This window comes from Streptomyces sp. NPDC041108, from assembly GCF_055592645.1.
This window is the reverse complement of record NZ_JBVIYK010000011.1, coordinates 4,121-28,722: the sequence shown is the minus strand read 5'-3', so window position 1 is coordinate 28,722 and position 24,602 is coordinate 4,121. Positions and strand designations below refer to the sequence as shown.

At 71.8% G+C, this 24,602-nt stretch carries 20 protein-coding genes and 1 pseudogene; 7 read left to right on the top strand and 14 right to left on the bottom strand.

The window, feature by feature from the left end:
• Nucleotides 1–49 precede the first annotated feature (49 nt).
• Nucleotides 50–1,234: a D-alanyl-D-alanine carboxypeptidase family protein gene (locus tag ACZ6BB_RS27930; RefSeq protein ID WP_471617898.1), complete on the top strand. Its 1,185-nt coding sequence runs from the start codon at nucleotides 50–52 to the stop codon at nucleotides 1,232–1,234.
• A 227-nt stretch (nucleotides 1,235–1,461) separates the two neighbouring features.
• Here ACZ6BB_RS27930 and ACZ6BB_RS27925 read toward each other — a convergent pair.
• The 11 genes and pseudogenes from ACZ6BB_RS27925 to ACZ6BB_RS27875 form a co-directional block, all read right to left on the bottom strand.
• A pseudogene (locus tag ACZ6BB_RS27925) lies at nucleotides 1,462–2,373 on the bottom strand (glycosyltransferase 87 family protein); the annotation flags it as partial.
• Entirely contained in the window at nucleotides 2,370–3,758 is a 1,389-nt protein-coding gene (gene mptB / locus ACZ6BB_RS27920) for a polyprenol phosphomannose-dependent alpha 1,6 mannosyltransferase MptB (RefSeq protein ID WP_471618111.1), read from the bottom strand. The pseudogene ACZ6BB_RS27925 and the gene mptB, both read right to left, overlap by 4 nt.
• 130 nt (nucleotides 3,759–3,888) lie before the next feature.
• Complete coding sequence (locus ACZ6BB_RS27915; RefSeq protein WP_471617897.1) at nucleotides 3,889–4,809, bottom strand: glutaminase; 921 nt, start codon at nucleotides 4,807–4,809, stop codon at nucleotides 3,889–3,891.
• Complete coding sequence (gene aspA / locus ACZ6BB_RS27910) at nucleotides 4,809–6,221, bottom strand: aspartate ammonia-lyase (protein WP_471617896.1); 1,413 nt, start codon at nucleotides 6,219–6,221, stop codon at nucleotides 4,809–4,811. The genes ACZ6BB_RS27915 and aspA overlap by 1 nt, the downstream gene beginning before the upstream one ends.
• Before the next feature lie 55 nt (nucleotides 6,222–6,276).
• A complete protein-coding gene (locus ACZ6BB_RS27905; RefSeq protein WP_471617895.1) occupies nucleotides 6,277–7,329 on the bottom strand; it encodes an asparaginase in 1,053 nt (350 codons plus the stop codon).
• Nucleotides 7,330–7,337: 8 nt separating this feature from the next.
• Nucleotides 7,338–8,786 carry an amino acid permease gene (locus ACZ6BB_RS27900; RefSeq protein ID WP_471617894.1) on the bottom strand — a complete coding sequence of 483 codons (1,449 nt, stop codon included), beginning with the start codon at nucleotides 8,784–8,786 and terminating at the stop codon, nucleotides 7,338–7,340.
• Nucleotides 8,783–9,514 carry a FadR/GntR family transcriptional regulator gene (locus tag ACZ6BB_RS27895; RefSeq protein WP_078580266.1) on the bottom strand — a complete coding sequence of 244 codons (732 nt, stop codon included), beginning with the start codon at nucleotides 9,512–9,514 and terminating at the stop codon, nucleotides 8,783–8,785. Before ACZ6BB_RS27895 ends, ACZ6BB_RS27900 begins: the two co-directional genes overlap by 4 nt.
• A 65-nt stretch (nucleotides 9,515–9,579) precedes the next feature.
• On the bottom strand, nucleotides 9,580–10,413 hold the full coding sequence (locus tag ACZ6BB_RS27890) for an undecaprenyl-diphosphate phosphatase (RefSeq protein ID WP_471617893.1): 834 nt from the start codon (nucleotides 10,411–10,413) through the stop codon (nucleotides 9,580–9,582).
• A 127-nt stretch (nucleotides 10,414–10,540) separates the two neighbouring features.
• Nucleotides 10,541–10,915, bottom strand: coding sequence for a fluoride efflux transporter CrcB (gene crcB, locus ACZ6BB_RS27885; RefSeq protein ID WP_471617892.1), 375 nt, complete (start codon nucleotides 10,913–10,915; stop codon nucleotides 10,541–10,543).
• Nucleotides 10,912–11,439 carry a fluoride efflux transporter CrcB gene (gene crcB, locus ACZ6BB_RS27880; RefSeq protein ID WP_471617891.1) on the bottom strand — a complete coding sequence of 176 codons (528 nt, stop codon included), beginning with the start codon at nucleotides 11,437–11,439 and terminating at the stop codon, nucleotides 10,912–10,914. Before crcB (ACZ6BB_RS27880) ends, crcB (ACZ6BB_RS27885) begins: the two co-directional genes overlap by 4 nt.
• Nucleotides 11,440–11,670: 231 nt before the next feature.
• Nucleotides 11,671–12,657, bottom strand: a complete 987-nt coding sequence (locus ACZ6BB_RS27875; RefSeq protein ID WP_471617890.1) for an SMP-30/gluconolactonase/LRE family protein — start codon at nucleotides 12,655–12,657, stop codon at nucleotides 11,671–11,673.
• Nucleotides 12,658–12,769: 112 nt separating this feature from the next.
• Between ACZ6BB_RS27875 and ACZ6BB_RS27870 the strand changes: the two genes are divergently transcribed.
• Nucleotides 12,770–13,603 carry an ATP-grasp domain-containing protein gene (locus tag ACZ6BB_RS27870; protein ID WP_471617889.1) on the top strand — a complete coding sequence of 278 codons (834 nt, stop codon included), beginning with the start codon at nucleotides 12,770–12,772 and terminating at the stop codon, nucleotides 13,601–13,603.
• Nucleotides 13,604–13,656: 53 nt separating this feature from the next.
• Here the strand turns inward: ACZ6BB_RS27870 and ACZ6BB_RS27865 are convergent, their stop codons facing one another.
• Both ACZ6BB_RS27865 and ACZ6BB_RS27860 read right to left on the bottom strand, forming a co-directional pair.
• Nucleotides 13,657–15,225: a glycoside hydrolase family 53 protein gene (locus ACZ6BB_RS27865; RefSeq protein ID WP_471617888.1), complete on the bottom strand. Its 1,569-nt coding sequence runs from the start codon at nucleotides 15,223–15,225 to the stop codon at nucleotides 13,657–13,659.
• A gap of 159 nt (nucleotides 15,226–15,384) precedes the next feature.
• Nucleotides 15,385–17,406: a beta-galactosidase gene (locus tag ACZ6BB_RS27860; protein WP_471617887.1), complete on the bottom strand. Its 2,022-nt coding sequence runs from the start codon at nucleotides 17,404–17,406 to the stop codon at nucleotides 15,385–15,387.
• A 185-nt stretch (nucleotides 17,407–17,591) separates the two neighbouring features.
• Between ACZ6BB_RS27860 and ACZ6BB_RS27855 the strand changes: the two genes are divergently transcribed.
• The 4 genes from ACZ6BB_RS27855 to ACZ6BB_RS27840 are packed head-to-tail and all read left to right on the top strand — an operon-like array spanning nucleotide 17,592 to nucleotide 21,821.
• On the top strand, nucleotides 17,592–18,911 hold the full coding sequence (locus ACZ6BB_RS27855) for an extracellular solute-binding protein (RefSeq protein ID WP_471617886.1): 1,320 nt from the start codon (nucleotides 17,592–17,594) through the stop codon (nucleotides 18,909–18,911).
• Nucleotides 18,908–19,891: a carbohydrate ABC transporter permease gene (locus ACZ6BB_RS27850; protein ID WP_471617885.1), complete on the top strand. Its 984-nt coding sequence runs from the start codon at nucleotides 18,908–18,910 to the stop codon at nucleotides 19,889–19,891. The genes ACZ6BB_RS27855 and ACZ6BB_RS27850 overlap by 4 nt, the downstream gene beginning before the upstream one ends.
• Complete coding sequence (locus ACZ6BB_RS27845; protein ID WP_471617884.1) at nucleotides 19,888–20,793, top strand: carbohydrate ABC transporter permease; 906 nt, start codon at nucleotides 19,888–19,890, stop codon at nucleotides 20,791–20,793. Before ACZ6BB_RS27850 ends, ACZ6BB_RS27845 begins: the two co-directional genes overlap by 4 nt.
• Entirely contained in the window at nucleotides 20,790–21,821 is a 1,032-nt protein-coding gene (locus ACZ6BB_RS27840) for a LacI family DNA-binding transcriptional regulator (RefSeq protein WP_471617883.1), read from the top strand. Before ACZ6BB_RS27845 ends, ACZ6BB_RS27840 begins: the two co-directional genes overlap by 4 nt.
• A 79-nt stretch (nucleotides 21,822–21,900) precedes the next feature.
• Here the strand turns inward: ACZ6BB_RS27840 and ACZ6BB_RS27835 are convergent, their stop codons facing one another.
• Nucleotides 21,901–23,514, bottom strand: coding sequence for an MFS transporter (locus tag ACZ6BB_RS27835; protein ID WP_471617882.1), 1,614 nt, complete (start codon nucleotides 23,512–23,514; stop codon nucleotides 21,901–21,903).
• A 225-nt stretch (nucleotides 23,515–23,739) separates the two neighbouring features.
• On the opposite strand from ACZ6BB_RS27835, the gene ACZ6BB_RS27830 reads away from it, so the two are divergent.
• Nucleotides 23,740–24,540, top strand: a complete 801-nt coding sequence (locus tag ACZ6BB_RS27830; RefSeq protein WP_471617881.1) for a VOC family protein — start codon at nucleotides 23,740–23,742, stop codon at nucleotides 24,538–24,540.
• Nucleotides 24,541–24,602: the final 62 nt, after the last annotated feature.

Here is a 24,602-nt window from a genome sequence, read left to right as displayed (position 1 = left end):
CGGCCCTGGCATCCGGGGACCGGGACCCGCCTCTTCCTACGTTTGCGGTATGACCATCGGATTCTCATCCCGAGTCCCCCGTGTTGCCCGCCTCGCCGTCTGCTGCTCCGCCGTCTGCGCGCTCGCGGCCCTGGCCTCCGTGACGAACCCGGAAGGGGCCGGACGTCCGGCCGGGGCCGGCCGGACGGACGCCAAGGCCGCGCAGGGGCCGTCGCTGTTCCGGCAGGGGACCCAGGTACGGCCACGGGCCGGGGCACCCCGGGCGCCGCAGGGCATCTCCGCGGTGTCGTGGCTGGTGGCGGACGCGGGCAGCGGCGAGGTGCTGGCCGCGCACGACGCGCACCGCAGACTGCCGCCGGCGAGCACTCTGAAGACCCTGTTCGCCCTGACCGTGCTGCCGGGACTGCCGGCGGGCCTGAGACACACCGTCAAGAGCGAGGAACTCGCGGGCATCGGCGCCGGCAGCAGCCTGGTCGGCGTCAAGGAGAACAACACGTACACCGTCGCCGATCTGTGGCGCGGGGTCTTCCTCAGCTCGGGCAACGACGCCGTACGCGTGCTCGCCTCCCTCAACGGCGGCTGGAAGGCCACCGCCGAGCAGATGCAGGTGAAGGCCCGCGCCCTGGGCGCCCGGGACACCCGTGTCGTCTCGCCCGACGGCTACGACGCGCCCGGCCAGGTGTCCTCCGCGTACGACCTGGCGGTCTTCGGGCGGGCCGGGCTGCGCAACGCGGAGTTCGCCGGGTACTGCGCCACGGCCACCGCGAAGTTCCCGGCGGGCAGCTGGTCGTACGGCATCCAGAACACCAACCGGCTGCTGACCGGCGCCGGGGTCGAGCGCTATCCCGGGCTGATCGGCGTCAAGAACGGCTACACGACCAACGCGGGCAACACCCTCATCGCCGCCGCGAAGCGGGGCGGCCGCACCCTCGTGGTGACGGTGATGCGGCCGGAGTCGGGCGGTGGCCACGCCGTCTACGAGGAGGCACGCTCCCTTCTCGACTGGGGGTTCCGGGCCGCCGGGCACGTCGACCCCGTGGGCTCGCTGCTGCCGCCGCGCCCGGCGGCCGCTCCTCAGGCCGGCCCCGGGCCGCTGTCCGTCCGCGCGGAGAAGGAGGCGGTCACCTCGCCCGGCCTGCCGGTGGCGGGCGCGATCGCGGGTGCCGCCGGCTGCGGCGCGGCGGTCGTGGCACTGGTTCTGCGGCTCAGGCGCGGCCGGCCCGCCCGCGGCTGACCGACCGGCAGCCGCAGCAGGAGTCCCAGCGTGATCCACACATAGGCGTTGCCGCCGACGAAGCCGCCGGGGCCGGAGGCGTCGTCGAACCAGAGCCACACGACGCTGCTGCACAGCACGGCGTACAGCGCCGCCGTGAGCGGCAGCAGCCGCCGGTGTCGCAGCAGGACGGCGAAGGACGGCAGCAGCCAGACCAGATGATGCACCCAGGTCACCGGGCTGACCAGACAGGCGGTCAGCCCGGTCAGGGCGAAAGCGGCCGTCCAGTCCTCGGCGCGCGCCGCCTCGCGGGCCCGCCACGCCCACACGCACAACACCACCAGCACGAGCAGGGCCCAAAGAGCCCGGCTCGGTTCGTGCGGGGCCGCGAGCCGGGCCAGGACTCCCTGCAGCGACTGGTTGGAGACGTAGTCCAGGCGGCCGATGCGGCCGGTGTCCCACAGCGCCTCGGTCCAGTAGAAGCGCGAGGCGGCCGGGTCGATCCAGGCCGCCGCCGCGGTGGCGGCCGCGGCGACGGCGGTCGCGAGCCCGGCGGCCCGCCACCGCCGGGCGAGCAGCAGCAGCACGATGAAGATCGCGGGTGTCAGTTTGACCGCCGCCGCCAGGCCGATGCCGACACCCGCCCGGCGGCCCCGGCCGGTGGCCAGCAGCCGGGCGTCGGCGAGCACCAGGGCCAGCAGCAGGAGGTTGACCTGGCCGAAGCTGAAGGTGTCCCGCAGCGGCTCGAACAGGGCGAGCGCGCACAGGACGAGCGAGGTGCCGAACCAGCCGTGGCGGCGCAGCGACGGACCGGCCAGCACGTACAGGACGGCCGCGAGCGCCGCCAGGTTCAGTGCCAGGCACAGCGCGATCGCGGTGCGCAGACCGCTCAGCGCCATCGGCAGCATGACCACGGCCGCGAACGGCGGATAGGTGAAGCCGTAGGGCGTGCCCGGCACCAGATAGTCGTAGAGACCGCCGTCGTGGTGGACCCAGGAGTCGATCGCTCCGTGATAGACGCGCAGGTCGAACCAGTCCCGCAGCAGCGGGACGGTCGCGGTGAACACGGTGACGGCGGTGGCCAGGGCAAGGACGACGAGGGCGCGGACACGGGCACGGCCGGTGCGCGGCGCGTACCGCCGCGGTCGTGGCCCGCTCATGCCGTGCGCCCCAGGACCGGCGCGCGGGAGCCCAGTTCGGCCTGCCACAGCACGACCAGCGCGAGGACTCCCCCGCACACCGCCAGCACGAGCTGCTCGGCGTCCGGCGGGTAGCCGCTCGGCAGGACGACGAGCGCCAGCACCACGCTGACGACCGCGGCCCGGCGTTGCACGCAGGCGTCCCGGGCGGCCGCGGCGATGAGGAACAGCCCCCACAGGGCGTACCAGGGGCGGATCGCGGGGCCGAGCGCGGCCACCGCGGCCAGGCTGAGGCCGAGCGCGTACACCGGACCGGGTCTCAGCCGGAGCCAGACGAACAGCACGACGGCGAGGGTCAGCAGGAGTCCGGCCACGCGCCAGGCCGGGAGGGCGAGGGGGGCCAGGTCGCTGCCGAGGTCGTGGAGCAGGGTGCCGGTGGCGCGGCCGAGCACGCTGGTGGGCGACCAGTTCCGTGCGGAGACCGGGGTGCGCAGAGCGGCGATCCAGCCGTATCCCGTGCCGGTCAGGGCGGTGACGGCCGCCGTGGTGGCCGCGGCGACGGTGAGTGTCGCGGCGGCGGCGCGCATGCGTCCGGCGCGGCCGCGCATCACGAGCAGCGCCAGCAGGCCGAGCGCGGCGGGTGCCTTGACCAGCGCGGCGAGGGTGACGAGGACGACGCCGAGGAGGTACCGGCGGCCCCGCGCGAGCACCAGTCCGAGTCCCAGCAGTCCCAGCATCAGCGCGTCGTTGTGGGCCCCCGCCACCAGGTGCAGCAGCACGAGCGGGTTGAGCGCGCCCAGCCAGAGGGCGACGGCCGGGTCGGCTCCGCCGTACCGGGCCAGGCGGGGCAGTGCCACGGCCATCAGGGCCACTCCGAGCAGGGCGATCAGCCGCATCCCGATCAGCCCGGCCGGGACCCGCCCCTCGGTGAGGCCGGACAGCCCGGAGGCGGCGGCGAGGAAGACCGGGCCGTACGGGGTCGCGGTGTGCCGCCACATCGGCGCCACCTCGTCGGCGAGCGGCCCGCCGAGCCGGGCGGGACCGTGCAGATAGACGTCGATGTGCGCGTCGACCATGGCGCCCTGGGCGAGGTAGCTGTAGACGTCCCGGCTGAACAGCGGCGGCGCGAGCAGCAGGGGTGCCGCCCAGACGGCCAGCACGAGGAGCAGGGCGCGGGGCGTCGGTGGCTCGGGACCGCGGATCACCTTCCCCAGCAGGGCCCAGGCGGCGGTCAGCAGGACGACACCGAAGTAGACGCCGACCAGACCCAGCGCGCCGCGCCCGGAGGTGGGTGCGAGCAGGTTCCGCACCGGCAGGGCGCCGGCGGTCTCGCCTCCGAGGGCGAGGAAGGCGGTTCCGGCGAGGCCGAGCGCCCGGCAGCGGAGGAGGTCGACGGGGAAGACGATGGCCGGCACCCGGTCAGCGTGCCGCCGCCGGGTGGCGCGCGGGCGACGGGGCGCCTTCCTGCCGGGTACCGGGACGTGACCAGGTGCGGACACCGCCGTCCCGGCCGGGACGGCGGTGTCCGGCCGGGGATCAGAAGACGGACAGTCCCGTCAGGGTCGTGAACCGGTCCAGCGCCGCCACTCCCGCCACCGAGTTGCCCCGCTCGTCCAGTCCGGGACTCCATACGCACAGCCCGCAACGGCCCGGTACGACGGCGATGATGCCGCCGCCCACACCGCTCTTGCCGGGCAGGCCGACGCGGTAGGCGAACTCGCCCGCCGCGTCGTACGTCCCGCAGGTGAGCATGACCGCGTTGACCTGTTTCGCCTGGCTGCGCGTCAGCAGGCGGGTGCCGTCGGCCCGGACTCCGTGGCGTGCCAGGAAGGTGGTCGCCAGGGCGAGGTCGGCGCAGGAGGCGGTGAGGGAGCACTGCCGGAAGTACTGGTCGAGGAGGGCCGGTACGGGGTTGTCGATGTTGCCGTACGCGGCCATGAAGTGGGCGAGGGCCGCGTTGCGGTCCCCGTGGGCCGATTCGGAGGCGGCGATCTCCGCGTCGAAGTCCAGGTCCGGGTTGCCGCTCTCCGACCGCAGGAAGGAGAGCAGCTCACCGGCCGCGTCACCGGTACGGGTGTGCAGGCGGTCGGTGACGACGAGCGCGCCCGCGTTGATGAACGGGTTGCGCGGGATGCCGCTCTCGTACTCCAGCTGGACCAGGGAGTTGAAGGGGTTGCCGGAGGGCTCACGGCCCACGTGCTCCCAGAGGGCGTCACCCTCGCGGGCCAGGTCGAGGGCGAGGGTGAACACCTTGGTGATGGACTGCGTGGAGAACGGCTCGCGCCAGTCCCCCACGCCGTACACCGTGCCGTCCGGTTCCGCGACGGCCATGCCGAAGCGGCGCGGGTCGACGGCCGCGAGCGCCGGGATGTAGTCGGCGGGCCGGCCGCGGCCCGGGGTCCGCTCGATCTCCTCGGCGATGCGGTCCAGCACCGTCTGGTAGGTGGGCGAGCCCATCAGGCGAGGGGTCCGCCGCTGCCCGCGAGCACCTCGGGCCGCAGCAGTTCCCGGAGCCGGTCGGCGGGCAGCAGCCCCTTCTCCTGGACGAGTTCGGCCACGCCCCGGCCGGTGGCGAGGGCCTCCTTGGCGATGTCGGTGGCCGCGGAGTAGCCGATGTAGGGGTTGAGGGCGGTGACCAGGCCGATGGAGTTCTCCACGCTCGCACGCAGCGCCTCGGTGTTGGCGGTGATGCCGTCCACGCAGCGTTCGGCCAGGGTCAGGCAGGCGGCCCGCAGATGGGTGAGCGACTCCGACAGGGAGTGCAGGATGATCGGCTCGAAGGCGTTGAGCTGGAGCTGTCCGGCCTCGGCGGCCATGGTGATGGTGACGTCGTTGCCGATGACCTCGAAGGCGACCTGGTTGACGACCTCGGGGATCACCGGGTTGACCTTGCCCGGCATGATCGACGAACCGGCCTGCACCGGCGGCAGGTTGATCTCGTTGAGGCCCGCGCGCGGCCCCGAGGAGAGCAGCCGCAGGTCGTTGCAGGTCTTGGACAGCTTCACCGCGACCCGCTTGAGCACACCCGACATCTGCACGAACGCGCCGCAGTCCTGGGTGGCCTCCACCAGGTTGGCGGCGGTGACCAGCGGCAGCCCGGTGATCTCCGCGAGGTGGCGGCGCGCCGACTCGGCGTAGCCGGCGGGGGCGTTGAGACCCGTGCCGATGGCCGTGGCGCCGAGGTTGATCTCGTGGACCAGTTCCACGGCCTCCGCGAGACGACTGCGGTCCTCGTCCAGCATCACCGCGTACGCCGAGAACTCCTGGCCCAGCGTCATGGGCACCGCGTCCTGGAGCTGGGTGCGGCCCATCTTCAGCACGTCGCGGAACTCGACCGCCTTGCGGGCGAAGGAGTCCTGGAGCACCGCCATCGCCCGGAGCAGCTCGCGCACGGCATAGACGGTCGCGATCTTCACGGCGGTCGGGTAGACGTCGTTGGTGGACTGGCCGAGGTTGACGTCCTCGTTGGGGTGCAGGTGGCCGTACTCGCCCCTGGCGTGGCCCAGCAGTTCCAGCGCCCGGTTGGCGATGACCTCGTTGGCGTTCATGTTGGTGGAGGTGCCGGCCCCGCCCTGGATCACGTCGACGACGAACTGGCCGTGCAGCTTGCCGTCCCGGATCTCCCGGCAGGCCTCGACGATCGCGGCGGCCTTCTCGGGGGCGAGCAGCCCCAGCTCCTCGTTGGCGCGGGCGGCGGCCTCCTTCACGGCGGCCAGGGCGTCGATCAGGTGCGGGTAGGCGGAGATCGGGGTGCCGGTGACGGGGAAGTTCTCCGTGGCGCGCAGGGTGTGCACGCCCCAGTACGCGTCGGCGGGGACGTCACGGTCTCCGAGGAGGTCGTGTTCGCTGCGGGTCGCTGCGGCGTTCATGGCGGTACGGGTCCTCTTCGTCGAGGGGGGCGGGAGAGCGGGTGGGGCGGGGGGTTCAGAGTTCCGGGGTGCCCGCGAGCGGGTCGAGGGCCCTGGCCGGCCGGATGTGGCCGACCACGTGACCGCCGCCGAGCAGCGGGGCGCCCGTGAAGGCGGCGAGGGCGGCCGGGTCGACGCCGGCGCGGGCCAGGGCCGCGGCGGTGACGGGGATCCGGGCGCGGTTCGCGCCGTCGGCGATCTTCACGGCGACGGCCCGCCCGTCCGGGAGGGCGGCGACCTGGACGCCCTCGAAGCCGTCCTTGGTGAGCAGTCCGGGCACGGCCCGCATCAGCTCGGCCACGTCGCGCCCGGCGCCGGACGCCATCTCCGCGTGCGCGCGCATGGCGTCGGCGACCGTGCGCTCGGGGGTGCCCTCGGCGGCGGTGGTGATCCGGGCGAGGGCTCGGGCCAGGCCGTGCAGGGACACGGAGAACAGGGGGGCGCCGCAGCCGTCGACGGTCACCCGGGCGATGGCCTGCCCGGTGAGGTCCTCGACGATCTCCGCGATGGCCTGCTGCAAGGGGTGGGCCGGGTCGAGGTAGTCGTCGAACGACCAGCCGTTGAGCCGGCAGGTGTAGAGCATGGCCGCGTGCTTGCCCGAGCAGTTCTGCGCGAGGCGGGAGGGCTGCCTCCCCTCGCGTATCCACGCGTCCCGGACCGCCGGGTCGTACGGCATGTCGGTGATGTTGCGCAGGTCGTCCTCGCTCGCCCCGGCCAGCTCCAGGATCTGCCGGGCTCCGGCGAGGTGGCGTTCCTCGCCGGAGTGGCTGGCCGCGGTCAGGGACAGCAGTGCGCCGTCCAGGGGCAGTCCGGCGCGCAGCATCGCCACGGCCTGGACCGGTTTGAGGGCCGACCGGGGGTAGAACGCCGCCTCGATGTCGCCGAGTTGGAGTTCCACCTCCCCGTCGGCACCCAGCACCACGACGGAGCCGTAGTGGATGCCCTCGATGACACCTCCGCGTACGAGGTGGGCGACGGGGGCGTGGAGCGGTTCCCGGATCGCGGGGGCCGCGGCCACCGGAGCCGCAGGGATCGCCGCGGCGCCGGTGGTCGTGGGGTCGTACGTCACTGCCTGAATCACTTCTTCACTCCGGCCGACTGCTGGGCGACCCGGCGACGGACGCCGAACCACCCCGCGATCAGCGCCAACACGATGAGGGGGAGGCACAGCACGGTCGTCCGGCCCGCGCCGCCGTCCGCGTACATCAGGACGAGGACCGACGCCAGGAAGAACAGGGTCACCAGTTCGGTCCAGGGGGAGCCCGGCAGCCGGTAGCTCGGCCGGGTCAGCTCGCCCTTCTCGGTCTTCTGCCAGAACACCAGGTGACAGATCATGATCATGCCCCAGGTGCAGATGATGCCGATCGCGGCGAAGTTGAGCACGATCTCGAACGCGTCGGCCGGGACCACGAAGTTCAGTCCGACACCGAGCACACAGATACCGCTGGTGAGCAGGATGCCGCCGTAGGGGACCTGGTTGCGGCTCATCACGCCGGTGAACTTCGGGGCGGAGCCCGCCATCGCCATCGAGCGCAGGATGCGGCCGGTGGAGTACAGGCCCGAGTTGAGCGAGGACATGGCCGCGGTCATCACGACCAGGTTCATGATGCCGCCGGCCGCGGGGACGCCGATGTTGGAGAGCACCGTGACGAAGGGGCTCTCGCCGGCCTTGTACGAGGACCAGGGCAGCAGCATCGCCAGCAGCAGGACGGAGCCGACGTAGAACAGGCCGACGCGCCACATGATCGAGTTGATCGCCTTCGGCATGATCTTCTCGGGGTTCTCGGTCTCGCCCGCGGCGACGCCGACCAGTTCGACGGAGGCGTAGGCGAAGACGACACCCTGGATGATCAGCAGCATGGGCAGCAGGCCGTTGGGGAAGATGCCGCCGTTGTCGGTGATCAGGGACGGGCCGGGGGTGTGGCCGTCGACGGGCTGCTGGGTCACCAGCAGGAAGATGCCTATCAGCATGAAGGTGACGAGCGCGCCGACCTTGATGATCGCGAACCAGAACTCCAGTTCGCCGAACATCTTCACCGAGATCAGGTTCACGGCGAGGACGACTCCGAGGGCGACGAGCGCGATCACCCACTGGGGGATGTCGGAGAACATGCCCCAGTAGTGGGTGTAGAGGGCGACCGCGGTGATGTCGGCGATACCGGTGGTGGCCCAGTTCAGGAAGTACATCCAGCCTGCCGTGTACGCGCCCTTCTCGCCGAGGAACTCCCGGGCGTAGGACACGAAGGCGCCGGAGGAGGGCCGGTACAGGACCAGTTCGCCGAGGGCGCGGACGACGAGGAAGGCGAAGACCCCGCAGACCGCGTAGGCGATGAAGAGGGACGGCCCGGCGTCGGCGAGCCGGCCGCCGGCGCCGAGGAACAGGCCGGTGCCGATCGCTCCGCCGATGGCGATCATGTTGACGTGGCGGGACTTCAGGGACTTGCTGTAGCCGGCGTCTCCGGCGTCGACGTGCGCCGGCGACTGCCCGGCCTTCACGTCGTCCTTTTCGAGGGACTGCTCGCTCACGCCTCGGGTCCGCCTTCCGTGGAACTCTCCGTGCGCGGGGAACGCACGATGTCGGTGAGGGTGGTCTCGACGCGGTCGAGGTGGTGGGACATGGCCTCCACCGCGTCGTGTTCGGAACCGTCGATCAGCGCCTCGACGATGGCCCGGTGTTCACGGTTGGACTGCTCGCGCCGCCCGCCCAGCTCGTTGAGGAAGGCCGACTGGCGGGCCAGCGCGTCCCGGATCTCCTCGATCACCCGGCGGAACACCGGGTTCTGGGCGGCCTCGGCCACGGCCAGGTGGAAGAGGGAGTCCATCGCGACCCAGGCGGTGGTGTCGGTCTCCCGCTCCATCCGGTCCAGCAGATGCGCCAGGTGGTCCAGGTTCTCCGGGGTGCGGCGCACCGCCGCGTACCCGGCGACCGGGATCTCCACGTGACGGCGTACCTCCAGCAGGTCGCTGGCCGTGAAGTCGCCGAAGGTGGGGTCCTCGACGGCGTTCGCGATCACGAAGGTGCCCTTGCCGGTGCGGGACTGGGTCAGACCCATCACCTGGAGCGCGCGGAGCGCCTCGCGGAGCACCGGACGGCTCACTTCGAGCTGCCGGCACAGCTCCGCCTCCGAGGGGAGCTTGTCCCCGATGGCGTACTTGCCGCGCTCGATGGCGTCGCGGAGGTGGGTGAGCACCGCTTCCATGGCGCTGACGCGCCGGGGTGCCGAGCCACCTGTCTGGCTGTCTGACAGGTTCACGGGGGTGATCCTGCGGGTGACGGGAGGGGGCTGTCAAGAGGTCAGGGATTCGATCTTCGAGCTGGTCAGCTCAGCCCGCCCGCGCCGAGCAGCCCGAAGAGGAGCACCCCGACGACGATCCGGTAGGCGACGAACACGTTGAAGGAATGCCGGGTCACGAACTTCAGCAGCCAGGCGACGGAGGCGTACGCGACCGCGAACGAGACGACGGTCCCGGCGATCAGCGGGGCCGCGCCCACCCCCGCGCCGAGCGCGTCCTTCAACTCGTAGAGCCCGGCGCCGGTCAGGGCCGGTATGCCGAGGAAGAACGAGAGCCGGGTGGCCGCGACCCGGTCGAGGTCGAGCAGCAGCGCGGTGGACATGGTGGCGCCGGAGCGGGAGAAGCCGGGGAAGAGCAAAGCGAGGATCTGCGAACCGCCGACGAGCATCGCGTCCCGGAACCGGGTGTCCTCCTCCGCGCGCCGGCGCCTGCCCACCTGTTCCGCGACCCACATCACACCGCTGCCGACGATCAGGGAACCGGCCACCACCCACAGCGAGGCGAGCGGCCCCTCGATGAGCGACCGGGCGGCGAGCCCCACGAGCACGATCGGGACCGTCGCGGCGATGACCCACCACGCGAACCGGTAGTCACGGTCCTGCCGCTCCCCCGCGTGCAGGATCCCCCGGAACCAGGCGGAAGCGATCCGTGCGATGTCCTTGCGGAAGTAGACGAGCACCGCGGCGATCGCGCCGACCTGGATCACCGCCGAGAACCCGACGACGGCCTTGTCGTCGACCTGGATCCCCATGAGCCCTTCGGTGATCTTCAGATGGCCGGTGGAGGACACCGGCAGGAACTCCGTCACGCCCTCCACCGCTCCGAGGACGACGGCCTGACCGACACTGATGGTGCTCATGGGGTCCAGTTCTGCTCGGCGAGGGCATGTCTGACGGGCGCATGGCTGAGGTGTGACCGGCCACGGCTCACGGCGACCGTGATCGCGCCGGGGAGGCAGTCGTACTACAGCCGGGTAAGGGCCGCGCTCAGAGCCAGAGGGCCCGTGCCACCGCCAGCCCCACGAAGACCGCGCCGAGGCCCGCCGCCACGCTCGCGACCACGTTGGCCACGGCGAGCGGACGGGCGCCGTCCTGAGCCAGCCGCAGGGTCTCGTACGAGAAGGTCGAGTACGTGGTGAGCGCCCCGCACAGTCCGGTGCCGAGCAGAAGCTGCAGGTGGGAGCCGGCGGCGCCGGCCGCGACGGCGCCGGTGAGGGTGCCGAGGACCAGGGACCCGGTGACGTTGACGGCGAACGTCCCCCAGGGGAAGCCGGTGGCGTGCCACGCCTGGACGGCACGGTCGGTGAGATAGCGCAGGGGTGCGCCGACCATTCCGCCGACGATGACGAGAACCCAGTTCACGACGACCTCTTACCTTCCTCATGCAGGGGGGCGGTCCGCAGCACGCGCCGCGCCGTCGTCGCCGCGAGCCAGACCGCCGTGAGGGCGGCGAGGAGGGTCGCGGCGAGGTAGACGAGGGCGGTGCCGGGCCGGCCCTCCTCCATCAGGCGCTGGATGTCGACGGCGTACGTCGAGAAGGTGGTGAAGCCGCCGAGGACTCCCGTGCCGAAGAAGGGCCGGACCAGCCGGTGGGCGGGCCGTCCCTCCGTGATGACGACCATGAAGAGGCCGATCACGAAGCAGCCGGCGACGTTCACCCAGAACGTGGTCCAGGGGAAGCCGGTCCCTCCCGTGGGCCACAGGAGGGAGGCGCCGTAGCGTGCCGTGGCGCCGATGCCGCCGCCGGCCGCCACGACCGCGACCACGGGTGCCTGCCCGTGCCAGCGGGCGGGCCGGGGCGGATCGGCCACGGGGGCGTCGGGGGACAGCGCGGGTTCGGTCCCGCCCGGCAGAGGGGCTTCGGGTTCGGGGTGGGGGGCCGGCATGGCGGTGCGTCTCTCCTACTCGCCGGGGCCCGGCGTCCGCCGGGCGCGCTCCGTCGCAAGCAGGGACCGTTGTCGGCACCGGTGCCGAGGTTCGGGTACGGCGGGCCCCACCGCCGCGCCGCGAGGGATCGCGGCCGGTCGCCAGCGTAACGCGGCCGTGCTCCGCCGCGCACCCCGCCGGTGCCCGGGGCGCACCCCCGGGCCCACGGCGTCTGCCCCAGGGCCGTGCCGTCACACCGTCTTCGGCGGCAGCTCGCACACCGCGACGCCTCGCTCCCACAGGCTCCCGAGGATCAGCCGGCCACCGGCCACGCAGGCAGCGGTGACCATGCGGAAGCGGGACCGGCGGTCGATGAGGGTGTGGGCGACATGTCCCCGGTCGTCGACGGCGACGACCCCCGCGAAGCCGAGGGGCCGGAACGGCGCCCGTACCGCGACCCGGCCCGCCGCCCGCCGCACGGCGGGGCTCGCGCGGTGCAGCCGGTCGAGGGCGCCGACGCGCGGTCCCGCCAACGCCACCCACATCAGCCCGTCGGGGCCGCGCCACATGTTGTCCGGCGTACCCGGCAGGTCCTCGGCGAAGGGCTCGCTCGTGCCCGCCCGGCCCCCGGTGAGGTGGACGCGCGTCAGCCGGCGGGCGCCCGTCTCCGCGACGACCAGGAAGGACTCGTCGTCGCAGGCCGCGAGACCGTTGGCGAACTGGAGCCCCTCCAGCACCACTTCGGGCGTCGACTCCCCGGGCGCCAGACGCAGCAGCCGCCCGGTCCCGGTGTGTTCGACGATGTCGCCGATCCAGTGGTGGAGGGGGTACCGGCGGCTGGAGACGGTGAAGTACACGGTCCCGTCGGCGAGCGCCACGACGTTGCTGCAGAACCGCAGCCGCTCGCCGCCCGCCTCGTCGGCGAGCACGCGGACCCTGCCGTCACCGGCGGTGACCCGCAGCAGTCCCCGCTCGGCGTCGCACACCAACAGGTCGCCGTCCGGGAGGAGTTCGAGGCCGAGCGGCCTGCCACCGGTGTCGGCGACCGTCTCGACCCGCGCCCGCCCCGGCTCCGCGAGCCCGTCCACCCGCAGGACGCGCCCGTCCTCGACACCGGTCAGCACTCCTCCGCGCTCGTCGGCGATCACGTCCTCGGGTCCGCGCCCGCCGATCCCCACGAACGCCGCCGCCACGAGTGTGGCGCCCCCTGAGCCCGTCCTGCCCGCCACGCCTGTCATGTCAGCCTCCCGGTCGTCCGCCCGCTGCCCGCGCCGGTCCATCCTGGCAGCCGGCCGGGCCGCACCACATGACCTCGGGTTAGGTTGGCCGTCACCGACCAGGGAGACCGCCGTGCCCGCCCGCCCCCGCCTGCTGTACGTCACCGACCTCGCGTATCCGGCCCGCGGGCGGCGCTACGGCGACGAGGACGTCTTCCTCACCTCCCGGCTGCGCGCCGACTTCGACCTCGCCCTGTGCCATCCGCTGGACGCCGCGGCCCTGCTGGACGGCTTCGAGGCGGTCGTGGTCCGCAACAGCGGGCCGGTCCTGCACCACCGGGAGGCGTACGACGCGTTCCGCACGCGGGCGAAAGCGCTCGGCACCCCCGTCCACAACCCGCTGACCGGCCGGGCCGACATGGCCGGCAAGCAGTACCTGCTGGACCTGACCGAGGCCGGGTACCCGGTCATCCCCACCGTCGACAGGGCCGAGGACGTGGGACGGCTGCCCGAGACCGACGCCTACGCGGTGAAGCCGAGGGCGGGCGCGGACTCGATCGGCCTGCGCTTCGTGACCGGTGCCGAACTGGCGGACCTGACCTGGGGCGACGACCTGGTCCAGCCCCGCGTCGACTTCCGGTACGAGGTCTCCTTCTACTACGTCGACGACACCTTCCAGTACGCCCTGTACGCTCCCGACCCCGACCGGCGCTGGGTCCTGGAGCCCTACGCGGCCTCGGCGGCCGACCTCGCCTTCGCGCGGCGCTTCGTCGACTGGAACACCCTCGGCCACGGCATCCAGCGGGTGGACGCCTGCCGGACCCGGGAGGGCGACCTGCTCCTGGTCGAGCTGGAGGATCTCAACCCGTATCTCTCCCTGGACCGCGTGCCGGAGCCGGTGCGGGACGCCTTCGTGACCGCCCTGACCGGCTCGCTGCACGACTTCCTGCGTACGGCAGGCGGCTGAACGCCCGAAGGGCCGCACGCCGGGACGTGCGGCCCTGACTCAGCGGCCGTCCCCTACCGGTGACCGAACCAGGCCATCGCCGGGAGGGCCCTGTCGTCGTACCCGAACAGGGCCTGGTTCTCCCACCCGTTCCCGGAGGCGGCGTCCGTCGGGTCCCATCCGTTGCCCGCGACGGCGGTCCACGTCGACTCCCAGTAGAAGATGCCGAGACCACGGCCGTTCGGGACGGCCTCGACGATGCTCGCGACGTCCTTCATCCACCGGGTCTGGCCGGCGGTCGTGGCCGGGTAGCCGGCGACCAGCTCGCTCGGCAGGTCGATGATGTTCTCGTGCGCGTCCTTGCTGTCCAGCCGGAACGGGTAGGCCGTCTCGGCCAGGTACACCGGCTTGCCGTACCGGGAGGCCGCGTCGTCCAGCGTGGTCTGGAAGTCCGCCAGCGTGCCGTGCCAGTAGCCGTAGTACGACAGCCCGATGACGTCGAACTTGACGCCGTTGGACACGGCGTTGTCGAACCACCAGCGGGTGCCCGACAGGTCGCCGCCCTTGGCGAGGTGCAGCGCCACCCGGGTGCCGGAGTTGACCGCCTTGACCGCGTCGTAGCCGGAGTTGAGCAGTCCGGCGAGCTGCGGCCAGTTGGAGGTGGAACCGGCGGACCAGAGCATGCCGCCGTTGATCTCGTTGCCGACCTGGACCATGTCGGCGGTGGTGCCCTGGGACTTCAGGGCGTCGAGGACGTCGTGGGTGTGGTTGTAGACGTCCGTCTTCAACCGGCTGTAGCTGTGCCCGGTCCACGCGGACGGCACGGTCTGGGCGCCCGGGTCGGCCCAGGTGTCCGAGTAGTGGAAGTCGACCAGCAGCTTCATGCCCTGCGCCTTGACGCGCTTGGCGGCGGCCAGCACACGCGCCTTGTTGTTGTAGCCGTCGGCCGGGTTCACCCAGACCTTGACGCGGGCGTAGTTCTGACCGGCGCTCTTCAGGATGGCGAGCGCGTCACCGGTGGTACCGGAGGCGTTCTTGTAGACGCCGCCCTTGGCCTCGCTCTTGACGAGGGAGGACACGTCCGAGCCCTTCACGGCCAGGCCGGTCGAACCGGACGTGAAGGTCAGGTCGTCGACGTTGAGCCAGTTGCCCGCGTTCGCATCGGAGTTGACGCTGATGGTGCACTGGTTGTTCATCACCGCGATCGACGTGACGATCCGGATCCAGCCGCCGGCGGAGACCGGGATGTCGGTGCGCTGTTCGGCGCTGCCGCAGTTCTTCAGCGCGAGGTACGCGGAGTTCTGGCCGCCGCCGGAACGCACCCAGGCGGTGAGCTTGTAGGTGCCGTTGGCCAGGCCGGACAGGTACTGATAGGTCTCCACCTTGTAGGCCGAGGCCGACCAGTGGCTGAGGCGGTGACTGCCGCCGTGGCCACCGGACTCGGTGAAGGAGGCGGAGTTCTGCCCGGCCGCCGAGTACGTCGACCAGCCGGCCGGCGTCGCGGTCCCGGTGCCGTCGGACTCGAAGCCCCCGTTGGTGAGGGTGGAGGCAGCGGCTGCCGGGCCGGCGGGCAGGGTGGTCAGCGCCAGACCTGCGAACAGCGGTATGAGCAGGGCCCTGAGGGCGCGTCTCGCGTGGAACATCGTCGTCCCTTCGACGAAGGTGGGGACCTGGTTGCACGGTGCTGTGGCGGCGCCGCACCCGAAGGCCGTGGGCGCGACGCCGCCGGTACCGGCCGGAAGTCCCCAGAGATCCGGCCGGTGTTCGGGGGGAGGTGGCGGGTTTCGGTTCGTACGCGGTGATCAGACGTCGAGGCGTACGACCCGGACGCCGCCCGCGGGGACGACGAGACGGCCCGCCGCGCGTTCGCCGGTGAGGAGTTCGGTGCCGTCGGTGTCGAGCGGCACCTTCGTGTCGGCCGCGGAGTGGTTGATCGCGAAGAGGTAGTCGCCCGACTCGCCCGCGCGGCGCACCACTTCGACGTCGCGCGGCAGGTCGCCACGGGGCGCGAGGCCCGCGTCGTCGGCGGCCCAGCCGAGGAGCGCGTCCAGGCCGTGCGCGTCGAGGCGGGTCGACACGTACCAGGCGGAGCCCTCGCCGAGCCGGTGCCGGGTGACGGCGGGCCGGCCTGCGGTGAGGCCGTCGGCATAGGTCCACACCGGGTCGGCGCCGCGCGGCACCACGAACTCCGTCCACACGTCGCCGGTCAGCTCGGAGCCGTCGGGGCCGGTGATCCGTACGCTCTCCCCGGCCTGCAGCGGCGAGAACTCCTCGACGGTCAGGCCGAGCACGTCCCGCAGGGCGCCGGGGTAGGGGCCCTCGTGGACTGCGTCGTGCTCGTCGACGATTCCCGAGAAGCAGGAGACGACGAGGGTGCCGCCGTTCTCGACGTACTCCTTGAGGTTGTTCCCGGCCGCTTCGGTCGTCAGGTACAGCGCGGGAACGACGACCAGGGGGTAGGCCGACAGGTCGGCTTCCGGACGGGCGAAGTCGACCGTGAGGTGGCGGTCGTAGAGGGCCGCGTAGAAGGCGTCGGCGCGCTCGCGGGCGTCGTGGTCCTCGCTGGGCCGCCAGGCGAGGTTCTGCGCCCACCAGGAGTGCCAGTCCCACAGGACGGCCACGTCGGCGACGGTCCGGGTGCCGCGGATCTGGCTCAGCGAGTCGAGGCAGGCGCCCAGTTCGACGACCTCGCGCCAGACCCTGGACTCGGTGCCGGCCTGCGGCAGCATCGCCGAGTGGAACTTCTCGGCGCCGCGCCGGGACTGCCGCCACTGGAAGAACATGGCGCCGTCGGAGCCGCGCGCCACATGGGCGAGTGAGTTGCGGGCCATCTGGCCGGGGGCCTTGGCGGGGTTGCGGGCCTGCCAGTTGACGCCCGAGGTGGAGTGCTCCAGGAGCAGCCAGGGGGCGCCGCCGCCGACCGAGCGGGTCAGGTCGGCGGCCATCGCGAGGTTGACGTGGGTGCGGCGGCCGTCGGTGATCAGGTAGTGGTCGTTGGTGACGAGGTCGACCTCGCGGCCCCAGGCCCAGTAGTCCAAGGAGTCGCACTGGCTGAGCGCGGTCATGAAGTTGGTGGTGACGGGGATGCCGGGGGCGAGGCGGTGCAGGATGTCCCGCTCGGCGACGAAGTTCTCACGGACGGTCTCGTCGGCGAACCGCTTGTAGTCGAGTGCCTGGCCCGGGTTGCCGACGGTGGGGGTCGTGCGCGGCGGGTTGATCTGCGCGAAGTCGGTGTAGCGCTGGCCCCAGAAGGCCGTGCCCCAGGCTTCGTTGACCGCCTCGACGTCGCCGTACACGCGCTCCAGCCAGCGGCGGAAGTGCGCGGCGCAGGAGTCGCAGTAGCAGGCGGAGACGGGGACGCCGTACTCGTTGTGCACGTGCCACAGGGCGAGGGCCGGGTGGCCGGCGTAGCGCTCGGCGAGCCTGGTGGTGATGGTCGCGGCGGCGGCGCGGTAGTCGGCGTTGCTGTGGCAGATGGCGCCCCTGGAGCCGAACTCGTAGCGGGTGCCGTCGGCGGTCACGGGCAGCGCCTCGGGGTGCTCGCGGTAGAACCAGACGGGCGGGACGACGGTGGGGGTGCCGAGGTCGGCGCGGATGCCGTTGTCGTGGAGGAGGTCGAGCAGACGGTCGAGCCAGGCGAAGTCGTACACCCCGCGCTCGGTCTCCAGCAGGGCCCAGGAGAAGATCCCGACGCTCACCATCGTGACGCCGGCCTCGCGCATCAGCCGGACGTCCTCCTGCCAGACGGTTTCCGGCCACTGCTCGGGGTTGTAGTCCCCACCGAACGCGAGCCCGGTGAGGCCCGTGGGGGTGGTCTCCGGCATGGATCTCTCCCGTTGAGTTGATCATTTGGGAACGTGCACACACATGCACAGCGGTGTGAGCCCAACATAACCGCACAGCAACAACCATTGACAAGTGTCCGGGATGTTTCTCTACTGTGAACGCTCACAGAAGCATGGCACGGTCTTCGCAACAGCCGAGGACCCAGCTCAGGGGAGAAAGATCCATGCCCAACATCACGAAGCACGGGCGCTTTGTGGCCACCGCCGTCGCCGTCACGCTCGGCGCCACCACACTCGCCGCCTGTGGCGGGTCCGACGACAGCGAGGCCCAGGCGGGGCCCGCGAAGCTGACGTACTGGACCTGGACGCCGGGCATGGACAAGGTCGTCGACCTGTGGAACAAGGGTCCCGGCAAGGAGCAGCAGATCACCGTCACGGTGAAGAAGCAGGCCTCCGGCGACACCCTGGTCACCAAGATCCTCACCGCGCACAAGGCGGGCAAGGGCCCCGACCTGGTGCAGGCCGAGTACCAGGCGCTGCCGACGCTGGTCAGCAATGACGCGGTCGCCGACATAGCCGAGGAGGCCGGGGACGCGAAGGACACGTTCGCGGACGGTGTCTGGCAGCAGACCACACTGGGCTCGGACGCCGTCTACGCGATCCCGCAGGACATCGGGCCGATGATGTTCTACTACCGCGAGGACCTCTTCGAGAAGTACGGCCTCGAAGTCCCCAAGACCTGGGACGAGTTCGCCGAGACCGCGCGGAAGTTGAAGAAGGAGGACGCGGACGTCGACCTCACCACCTTCTCCGCGAACGACTCCGGGCTCTTCGCCGGTCTCGCCCAGCAGGCGGGCGCCGAGTGGTGGACCACCGAGGGCCAGAAGTGGAAGGTCGGCATCGACGACGCTGCCACCCAGCGGGTCGCCGACTTCTGGGGCGGCCTCGTGAAGGAGGGCGCCGTCGACAACCAGCCGATGTACACCCCGGCCTGGAACAAGGCCCTCAACACCGGCAAGCAGATCGCCTGGGTCAGCGCCGTGTGGGCGCCGGGCACCCTGACCACCGCCGCGCCCGACACCCAGGGCAAGTGGAAGGTGGCGCCGCTGCCGCAGTGGTCGTCGTCCGAGAACACCACCGGCAGCTGGGGCGGCTCCTCGACGGCCGTCACCACGGACTCGAAGAACAAGGGTGCCGCCGCGAAGTTCGCCACCTGGCTGAACACGGACCCCGACGCGCTGACCGCACTGGCGAAGGAGGGCGGCATCTACCCGGCCGCCACCACCGCCCAGACCAGTGACGCGTTCGCCCAGCCGCCGGCCTTCTTCTCCAACCAGGCCGACTTCTACGACGTCGCCTCCGAGATCGCGAAGACGACCGCGCCCTCCGCGTGGGGCCCGAACGTGAACGTCGCGTACACCAGCTTCAAGGACGCGTTCGGCGCCGCCGCGAAGAACAAGGCGGACTTCGGCGCCGCCCTGAAGACGATGCAGGACGACACGGTCGCCGACATGAAGAAGCAGGGCTTCGAGGTCGCTCGGTGACGACCGCACGCCGGAGGGCGTACGGGGTCGAGGGGGCCCCGTACCCCCACCCGTCTCCCACCACCCTCGAACGAGCGCGAAGCGCCCCCTATGTCTTCCTCCTCCCCGCGACGGTCCTGTTCGCCCTGTTCTTCGCGCTCCCGATCGGCTACGCGCTCTGGCTCAGTCTGCACAAGGTGCAGGTCAAGGGCCTGGGCCTCGGCTCCGGCGCGCGCAGCGAGGTCTGGGCGGGCATCGAGAACTACACGGACGCGCTGACCGACTCCGAGCTGCTGGACGGCGCGCTGCGTGTCCTCGGCTACGGCGCGATCGTGGTCCCGGTCATGCTCGGCCTGGCGCTGGTCCTCGCCCTGATGCTGGACAGCGACAAGGTCCGCCTCGCCCCCTTCACCCGGCTGGCGATCTTCCTGCCGTACGCCGTCCCTGGCGTCGTGGCCGCCCTGCTCTGGGGCTTCCTCTACCTCCCGGACGTCAGCCCCTTCTACTTCGTGCTGGAGAAGCTGGGACTCCCCCGGCCGGACCTGCTCGACGGCGGCGGTCTGTACGCGGCGCTGTCGAACATCGCGATCTGGGGCGGCACCGGATTCAACATGATCGTCATCTACACCTCGCTGCAGGCGATCCCGGCCGAGGTGTACGAGGCGGCGAAGCTCGACGGCGCGAGCCCGCTGCAGATCGCCCTGCGGATCAAGATCCCGATGGTGGCGCCCTCGCTGGTGCTCACCTTCTTCTTCTCGATCATCGCCACGCTCCAGGTGTTCAGCGAGCCCACCACCCTCAAGCCGCTGACCAACTCCGTGTCCACGACGTGGAGTCCGCTGATGAAGGTGCACCGGGACGCGTTCGGCGAGGGCGACATCCACTCGGCCGCCGCCGGCGCGGTGATCATCGCCGTGGCCACGCTGGTCCTCTCCTTCGGCTTCCTCAGGGCCGCGAACTCACGGAACAAGCGGGACGACAGTCGAGGAGCCGTACGATGAGTTCTCTTGCCGTCCGCAAGGCCGCCCCGGCGGCCGGGACCACCCCCGGCACCGCCCAGGGTCCGCCGCTGCGCCGCCGGATCGCGCTCGTCCCGACGCTCACCCTGCTGCTGGGCGCGGTCTACTGTCTGCTGCCCGTCGCCTGGGTGCTGATCGCGGCCACCAAGTCGGGCAGCGAGCTGTTCTCCACCTTCACCTTCCTGCCGGGCACCGGCTTCGCCGACAACCTGTCCGACCTGAACGCCTACCGCGACGGCATCTACTGGCAGTGGATGGGCAACTCCGCCCTCTACGCCGGCCTCGGCGCCCTGCTGTCCACCGCCGTCTCGGCGATCAGCGGCTACGCGCTGGCGATCTACCGCTTCCGGGGCCGCGAGGCCGTCTTCAACGTCCTGATGGCGGGCGTGCTGATGCCGCCGGTCATCCTGGCGATCCCGCAGTACCTGCTGATGGCGAAGGCGGACCTCGCGGACAGCTACTGGTCGGTGCTGCTGCCGCTGGTCCTCTCCCCGTACGGCGTGTACCTGTCCCGGATCTACGCCGCCGCGGCCGTCCCCTCCGACGTGGTCGAGGCGGGCCGGATGGACGGGGCGAGCGAGTGGCGGATCTTCACCCGGGTCGCGCTGCCGATGATGGTGCCGGGCCTGGTGACGGTCTTCCTGTTCCAGTTCGTGGCCGTCTGGAACAACTTCCTGCTGCCGTACATCATGCTCAGCGACGACGAGAAGTTCCCGATCACCCTGGGCCTGTTCACCCTCCTCGAACAGGGCGCGAACACCCCGGCGCTCTACACCCTGGTGATCACGGGCGCCCTCCTCGCGGTGATCCCGCTGATCGCGCTCTTCCTGGTCGTGCAGCGCTTCTGGAGCCTCGATCTGCTCTCGGGAGCCGTAAAGTCATGACCATGAGCAACACCGGGGGCAGGCGCAGGGCGCCGACCATTCACGATGTGGCGCGCGAGGCGGGAGTGTCCCGGGGGACGGTCTCGCGTGTGCTCAACGGTGGTCACTACGTCAGCCCGACCGCCGCCGAGGCGGTCAACGCCGCGATCCGGAAGACGGGTTATGTCGTGAACCGGCACGCCCGCTCGCTGATCACGGGCCGCTCCGACTCGATCGGCTTCCTGCTGACGGAACCGCAGGAGAAGCTGTTCGAGGACCCCAACTTCAACGTGCTGCTGCGCGGTTGCACCCAGGCGCTGGCCGCGCACGACATCCCCCTGCTCCTGATGGTGGCCGGCACGGAGGACGAGCGGCGCCGGATCACGCGCTACATCACGGCCGGCCACGTCGACGGGGTGCTGCTGGTGTCCAGCCACTCCGGCAACCCGGTCGCCCAGGAACTGCGCGAGGCGGGCATCCCCCTGGTCCAGTGCGGCAAGCCGATGGCACCCGGCTCCAAGGTGAGCTACGTGGCCGCCGACGACCGGGACGGCGCCCGGGACATGGTGCGCCATCTGCTGTCGCTGGGCCGCCGCCGCGTCGGCGTCGTGACCGGGCCGCTGGACACCCCCGGCGGCGTCGACCGGCTCGCCGGGTACAAGGAGGTCCTCGGGGAGGCGGGCATCGGGATCGACGAGCGGCTCATCGTCTCCGGCGACTACAGCCGGGCCAGCGGCGAGGCGGGCACCGACCGGCTGCTGGAGCGGGCTCCCGACATGGACGCCGTGTTCGTGGCCTCCGACCTGATGGCTCAGGGCGCCCTGGCGGCGCTGCGCCGGGCGGGCCGCCGGGTCCCCGAGGACGTGGCCGTGGGCGGCTTCGACGACTCGGCGGCCGCGACCGAGGCGGTCCCCGCCCTCACCACCATCCGCCAGCCCTACGACCGCATCAGCAACGAGATGGTGCGGGTGCTGCTGGCCCAGATCGGCGGCGAGGACCCGGCGGCGGTGATCCTCCCGACGGAACTGGTGCGGCGGGAGTCGACGTAGGACGCGGCACGGCCCGGGAGCGGGTTCCCCGGGCCGCACGACCGTCCGGGCTCCGGGCTCCGGGCTCCGGGCTCCGGGCTCAGTGGTGCAGGGGCTGCCGGTCCGGTGCCGGTGTCTCCTCGGTGACCCGGGTCCCCGGGTGCCGCAGCGCGCACAGGAAGCCGATGCCGAGCGCGATGGCCATCCCGTAGAACACCCACTGGTTGGCCTCGGCGAAGTCCATGCGGATGGCGTCCACCGAGTCCCGCACCACCGTGCCGACGGGACCGTCGCCGCTCGGCGCCTGGCTGTCCGGGTTGCCGGTGACCGACTCGGAGATGTCCCGGGCCACTTCCCGCGCGGTGTCGTCCGGCACCCCCTTCGACGTCAGTGTCTCCACGACGTTGTCGGTGGTGAGGTGCGTGAGGATCGTGCCGTACACCGCGAGGCCCACGGCCGCCGCGTAGTTGCGGACGGTCTGGGTGATGCCGGTGACCTCGCCGTACGAGGCGTTGAGGGACCGGTTCACCGCGTCGGTCGAGGCGGGCGCGAGCAGGAGGCCGATGCCGGCGCCGGCGAGGGCGACGTAGGGCCACTGGTCGTGCATCGAGAGGTCCGTCAGTTTGTTCGCCCACAGGGCGAAGCCGACCGCGCCGACGGCCGTGCCCAGTTTCAGCGCGGGACGGGCGCCGCGTTTGTCGAGGATCCGGCCGCCCCACTGGGAGGCGATGGCGAAGCCGATGAAGAAGTACAGCAGGAACAGCGCGGCCTGGTTGGGTGAGGCGCTGAGGGAGACCTGTGCGTACACCGAGGCGAAGAAGAACAGCGGCACGAAGGCGAGCATCGAGAAGAACAGGACCGCCGCGTCGACGCTGAACGCCTTGTCACGGAAGACGTGGAGCTTGATGAGCGGTTCGTCGACGCGCAGTTCGTAGGCGCAGAACAGCACCAGGGCCGCGAGCCCGCCGATGATGCAGGCCCAGGTGGCGAAGCTGCTCCAGCCCCAGGCGGAGGCCTGCTGCAGACCCAGCACGCTCAGGCCCATGCCGAGGGCGACGAGTACGGCGCCGGGCAGGTCGAGGCGCTCGCGGCGTGCCTGGTGCGGGATGCGGGCGAGGGCGGTCAGGACGAGCGCGACGATCGCGACGGGCACGTTGACCCAGAAGATCGCCCGCCAGGTCCAGCCGGTGAGCCAGCCGCCCAGCAGCGGGCCGAGCGCGGTGAGGGCGCCCGACAGCCCGAAGAACAGGGCGAGCGCCCGGCCCCGTCTGTCGACCGGGAAGACGGCGACGACGACGGCGAGCGCGGCGGGGAACATCAGCGCGGCGCCCAGGCCCTGGGTGGCCCGGAAGGCGATCAGCCAGCCCAGCGCGAAGCTGTCGTCGGGGACGCAGCCGCAGAGCACGGAGGAGATGACGAAGACCAGGGTGCCGACGACCGCCATCCGGCGGTGCCCGAGGATGTCGGCGAGCCGGCCGCCGAGCGCGAAGAACGCGGCCAGGGCGAGCAGATAGGCGTTGACCACCCATTGCATACCCGACGCGGACAGACCCAGCTCGTCGACGATGCTGGGGGCGGCGATGGCGACGATCGTCTGGTCGATGAACGTCATCGACACGGCGAACATCATCGCCGCGAGAGCCAGGGTCGGGTGGGGCGCGGCGGAGCCGGCGGCGGCCGGTCCGGGCCCGGAACGTTCCGTTGTGTCGGCCATGGGCAGAATCTTCCCTTGACCCGCCACCGTGCGCATGCGCACGGCGTGGCGCCCGGTAAGGGCCCGGAGCCCCTGGTCATCACCCGAACGGTCGTCCGAAGATCGGCCGCCCACCGGCATCGGAACGCCGACCCGGGGGTACTCGACGCGCACCGGCCCCGGATCCGGTTGGACACTGGAGTGCGGCCGGGGTGTGCCGGCGGACGAGACCAGGACGCGACTGCCATGAACAGTGACAGCAATTTCGGGGGCGCGGAGCACGTCGTCTCCAGCCATTCCGTCTTCGGGGCTCCCTGCTGGGTGACCCTCACCAGCCGGGATCTGCCGGCCACGGAGGACTTCTACGCCGCCGTACTGGGCTGGCGATGGCGTACGGCCAAGCTGGGCGACCACTTCCGGATCGCGCTGGCGGACGGGGTGCCGGTCGCCGGGATCGCCGGGGTGGCGTCCCTGTGGCAGATGGCGGTGGCGTGGACCCCCTACTTCGCGGTGTCCGACGCGGACGCGGCGGCGTCCCGGGCCCGGGAGCGCGGCGGCACGGTCGCCGTCGGCCCCCTCTCCTTCCCGCCCGGCCGGGCGGCCCTGCTGGCCGACCGGCACGGTGCCTCCTTCGGGATCTGGGAGGGCGCCCTGTTCACCGACTGGGAGACCTGGCGCAAGGCCGCCCCGGCCTTCATCCGGCTGCACACCCGCGACGCCTTCGACGCCGCGATCTTCTACGGCGAGGTCCTGGAGTGGGCCACCGAGAAGCCCGGCTGCTGCGAGGTCCACTACGAGGGGAACGAGGTGGTCCTGCGCAGCGAGGGCGAGGCGGTGGCCCGGATCACCTCCGGCGCGCTGGAAGCCGCGCCGGACCCCACGATCCGCCCGCACTGGCAGGTGCACTTCTCCGTCTCCGACGTGGCGGCCTGCGTCGAGGCCGCCGAGCACCACGGCGGCACGATCCTGGCGCACGACGCGGACGAGGCCGTGCTGCGTGACCCGGACGGGGCCCAGTTCACGATCACGTCACGCACCAGGCGCTGACCCGGGCCGGGGGCCGGAGTGGGCGTGGCGGGGCTCCTCGTGGGGCCGGTTGCTCCGCCAGG

Excerpts from the sequence above, each read along its gene's own strand:
- ACZ6BB_RS27930 (WP_471617898.1), top strand. The coding sequence starts at position 50 with ATGACCATCGGATTCTCATCCCGAGTCCCCCGTGTTGCCCGCCTCGCC.
- ACZ6BB_RS27915 (WP_471617897.1), bottom strand. The coding sequence starts at position 4,809 with ATGGGCTCGCCCACCTACCAGACGGTGCTGGACCGCATCGCCGAGGAG.
- aspA (WP_471617896.1), bottom strand. The coding sequence starts at position 6,221 with ATGAACGCCGCAGCGACCCGCAGCGAACACGACCTCCTCGGAGACCGT.
- ACZ6BB_RS27890 (WP_471617893.1), bottom strand. The coding sequence starts at position 10,413 with ATGAGCACCATCAGTGTCGGTCAGGCCGTCGTCCTCGGAGCGGTGGAG.
- crcB (WP_471617891.1), bottom strand. The coding sequence starts at position 11,439 with ATGCCGGCCCCCCACCCCGAACCCGAAGCCCCTCTGCCGGGCGGGACC.
- ACZ6BB_RS27875 (WP_471617890.1), bottom strand. The coding sequence starts at position 12,657 with ATGACAGGCGTGGCGGGCAGGACGGGCTCAGGGGGCGCCACACTCGTG.
- ACZ6BB_RS27865 (WP_471617888.1), bottom strand. The coding sequence starts at position 15,225 with ATGTTCCACGCGAGACGCGCCCTCAGGGCCCTGCTCATACCGCTGTTC.
- ACZ6BB_RS27860 (WP_471617887.1), bottom strand. The coding sequence starts at position 17,406 with ATGCCGGAGACCACCCCCACGGGCCTCACCGGGCTCGCGTTCGGTGGG.
- ACZ6BB_RS27855 (WP_471617886.1), top strand. The coding sequence starts at position 17,592 with ATGCCCAACATCACGAAGCACGGGCGCTTTGTGGCCACCGCCGTCGCC.
- ACZ6BB_RS27845 (WP_471617884.1), top strand. The coding sequence starts at position 19,888 with ATGAGTTCTCTTGCCGTCCGCAAGGCCGCCCCGGCGGCCGGGACCACC.
- ACZ6BB_RS27840 (WP_471617883.1), top strand. The coding sequence starts at position 20,790 with ATGACCATGAGCAACACCGGGGGCAGGCGCAGGGCGCCGACCATTCAC.
- ACZ6BB_RS27835 (WP_471617882.1), bottom strand. The coding sequence starts at position 23,514 with ATGGCCGACACAACGGAACGTTCCGGGCCCGGACCGGCCGCCGCCGGC.
- ACZ6BB_RS27830 (WP_471617881.1), top strand. The coding sequence starts at position 23,740 with ATGAACAGTGACAGCAATTTCGGGGGCGCGGAGCACGTCGTCTCCAGC.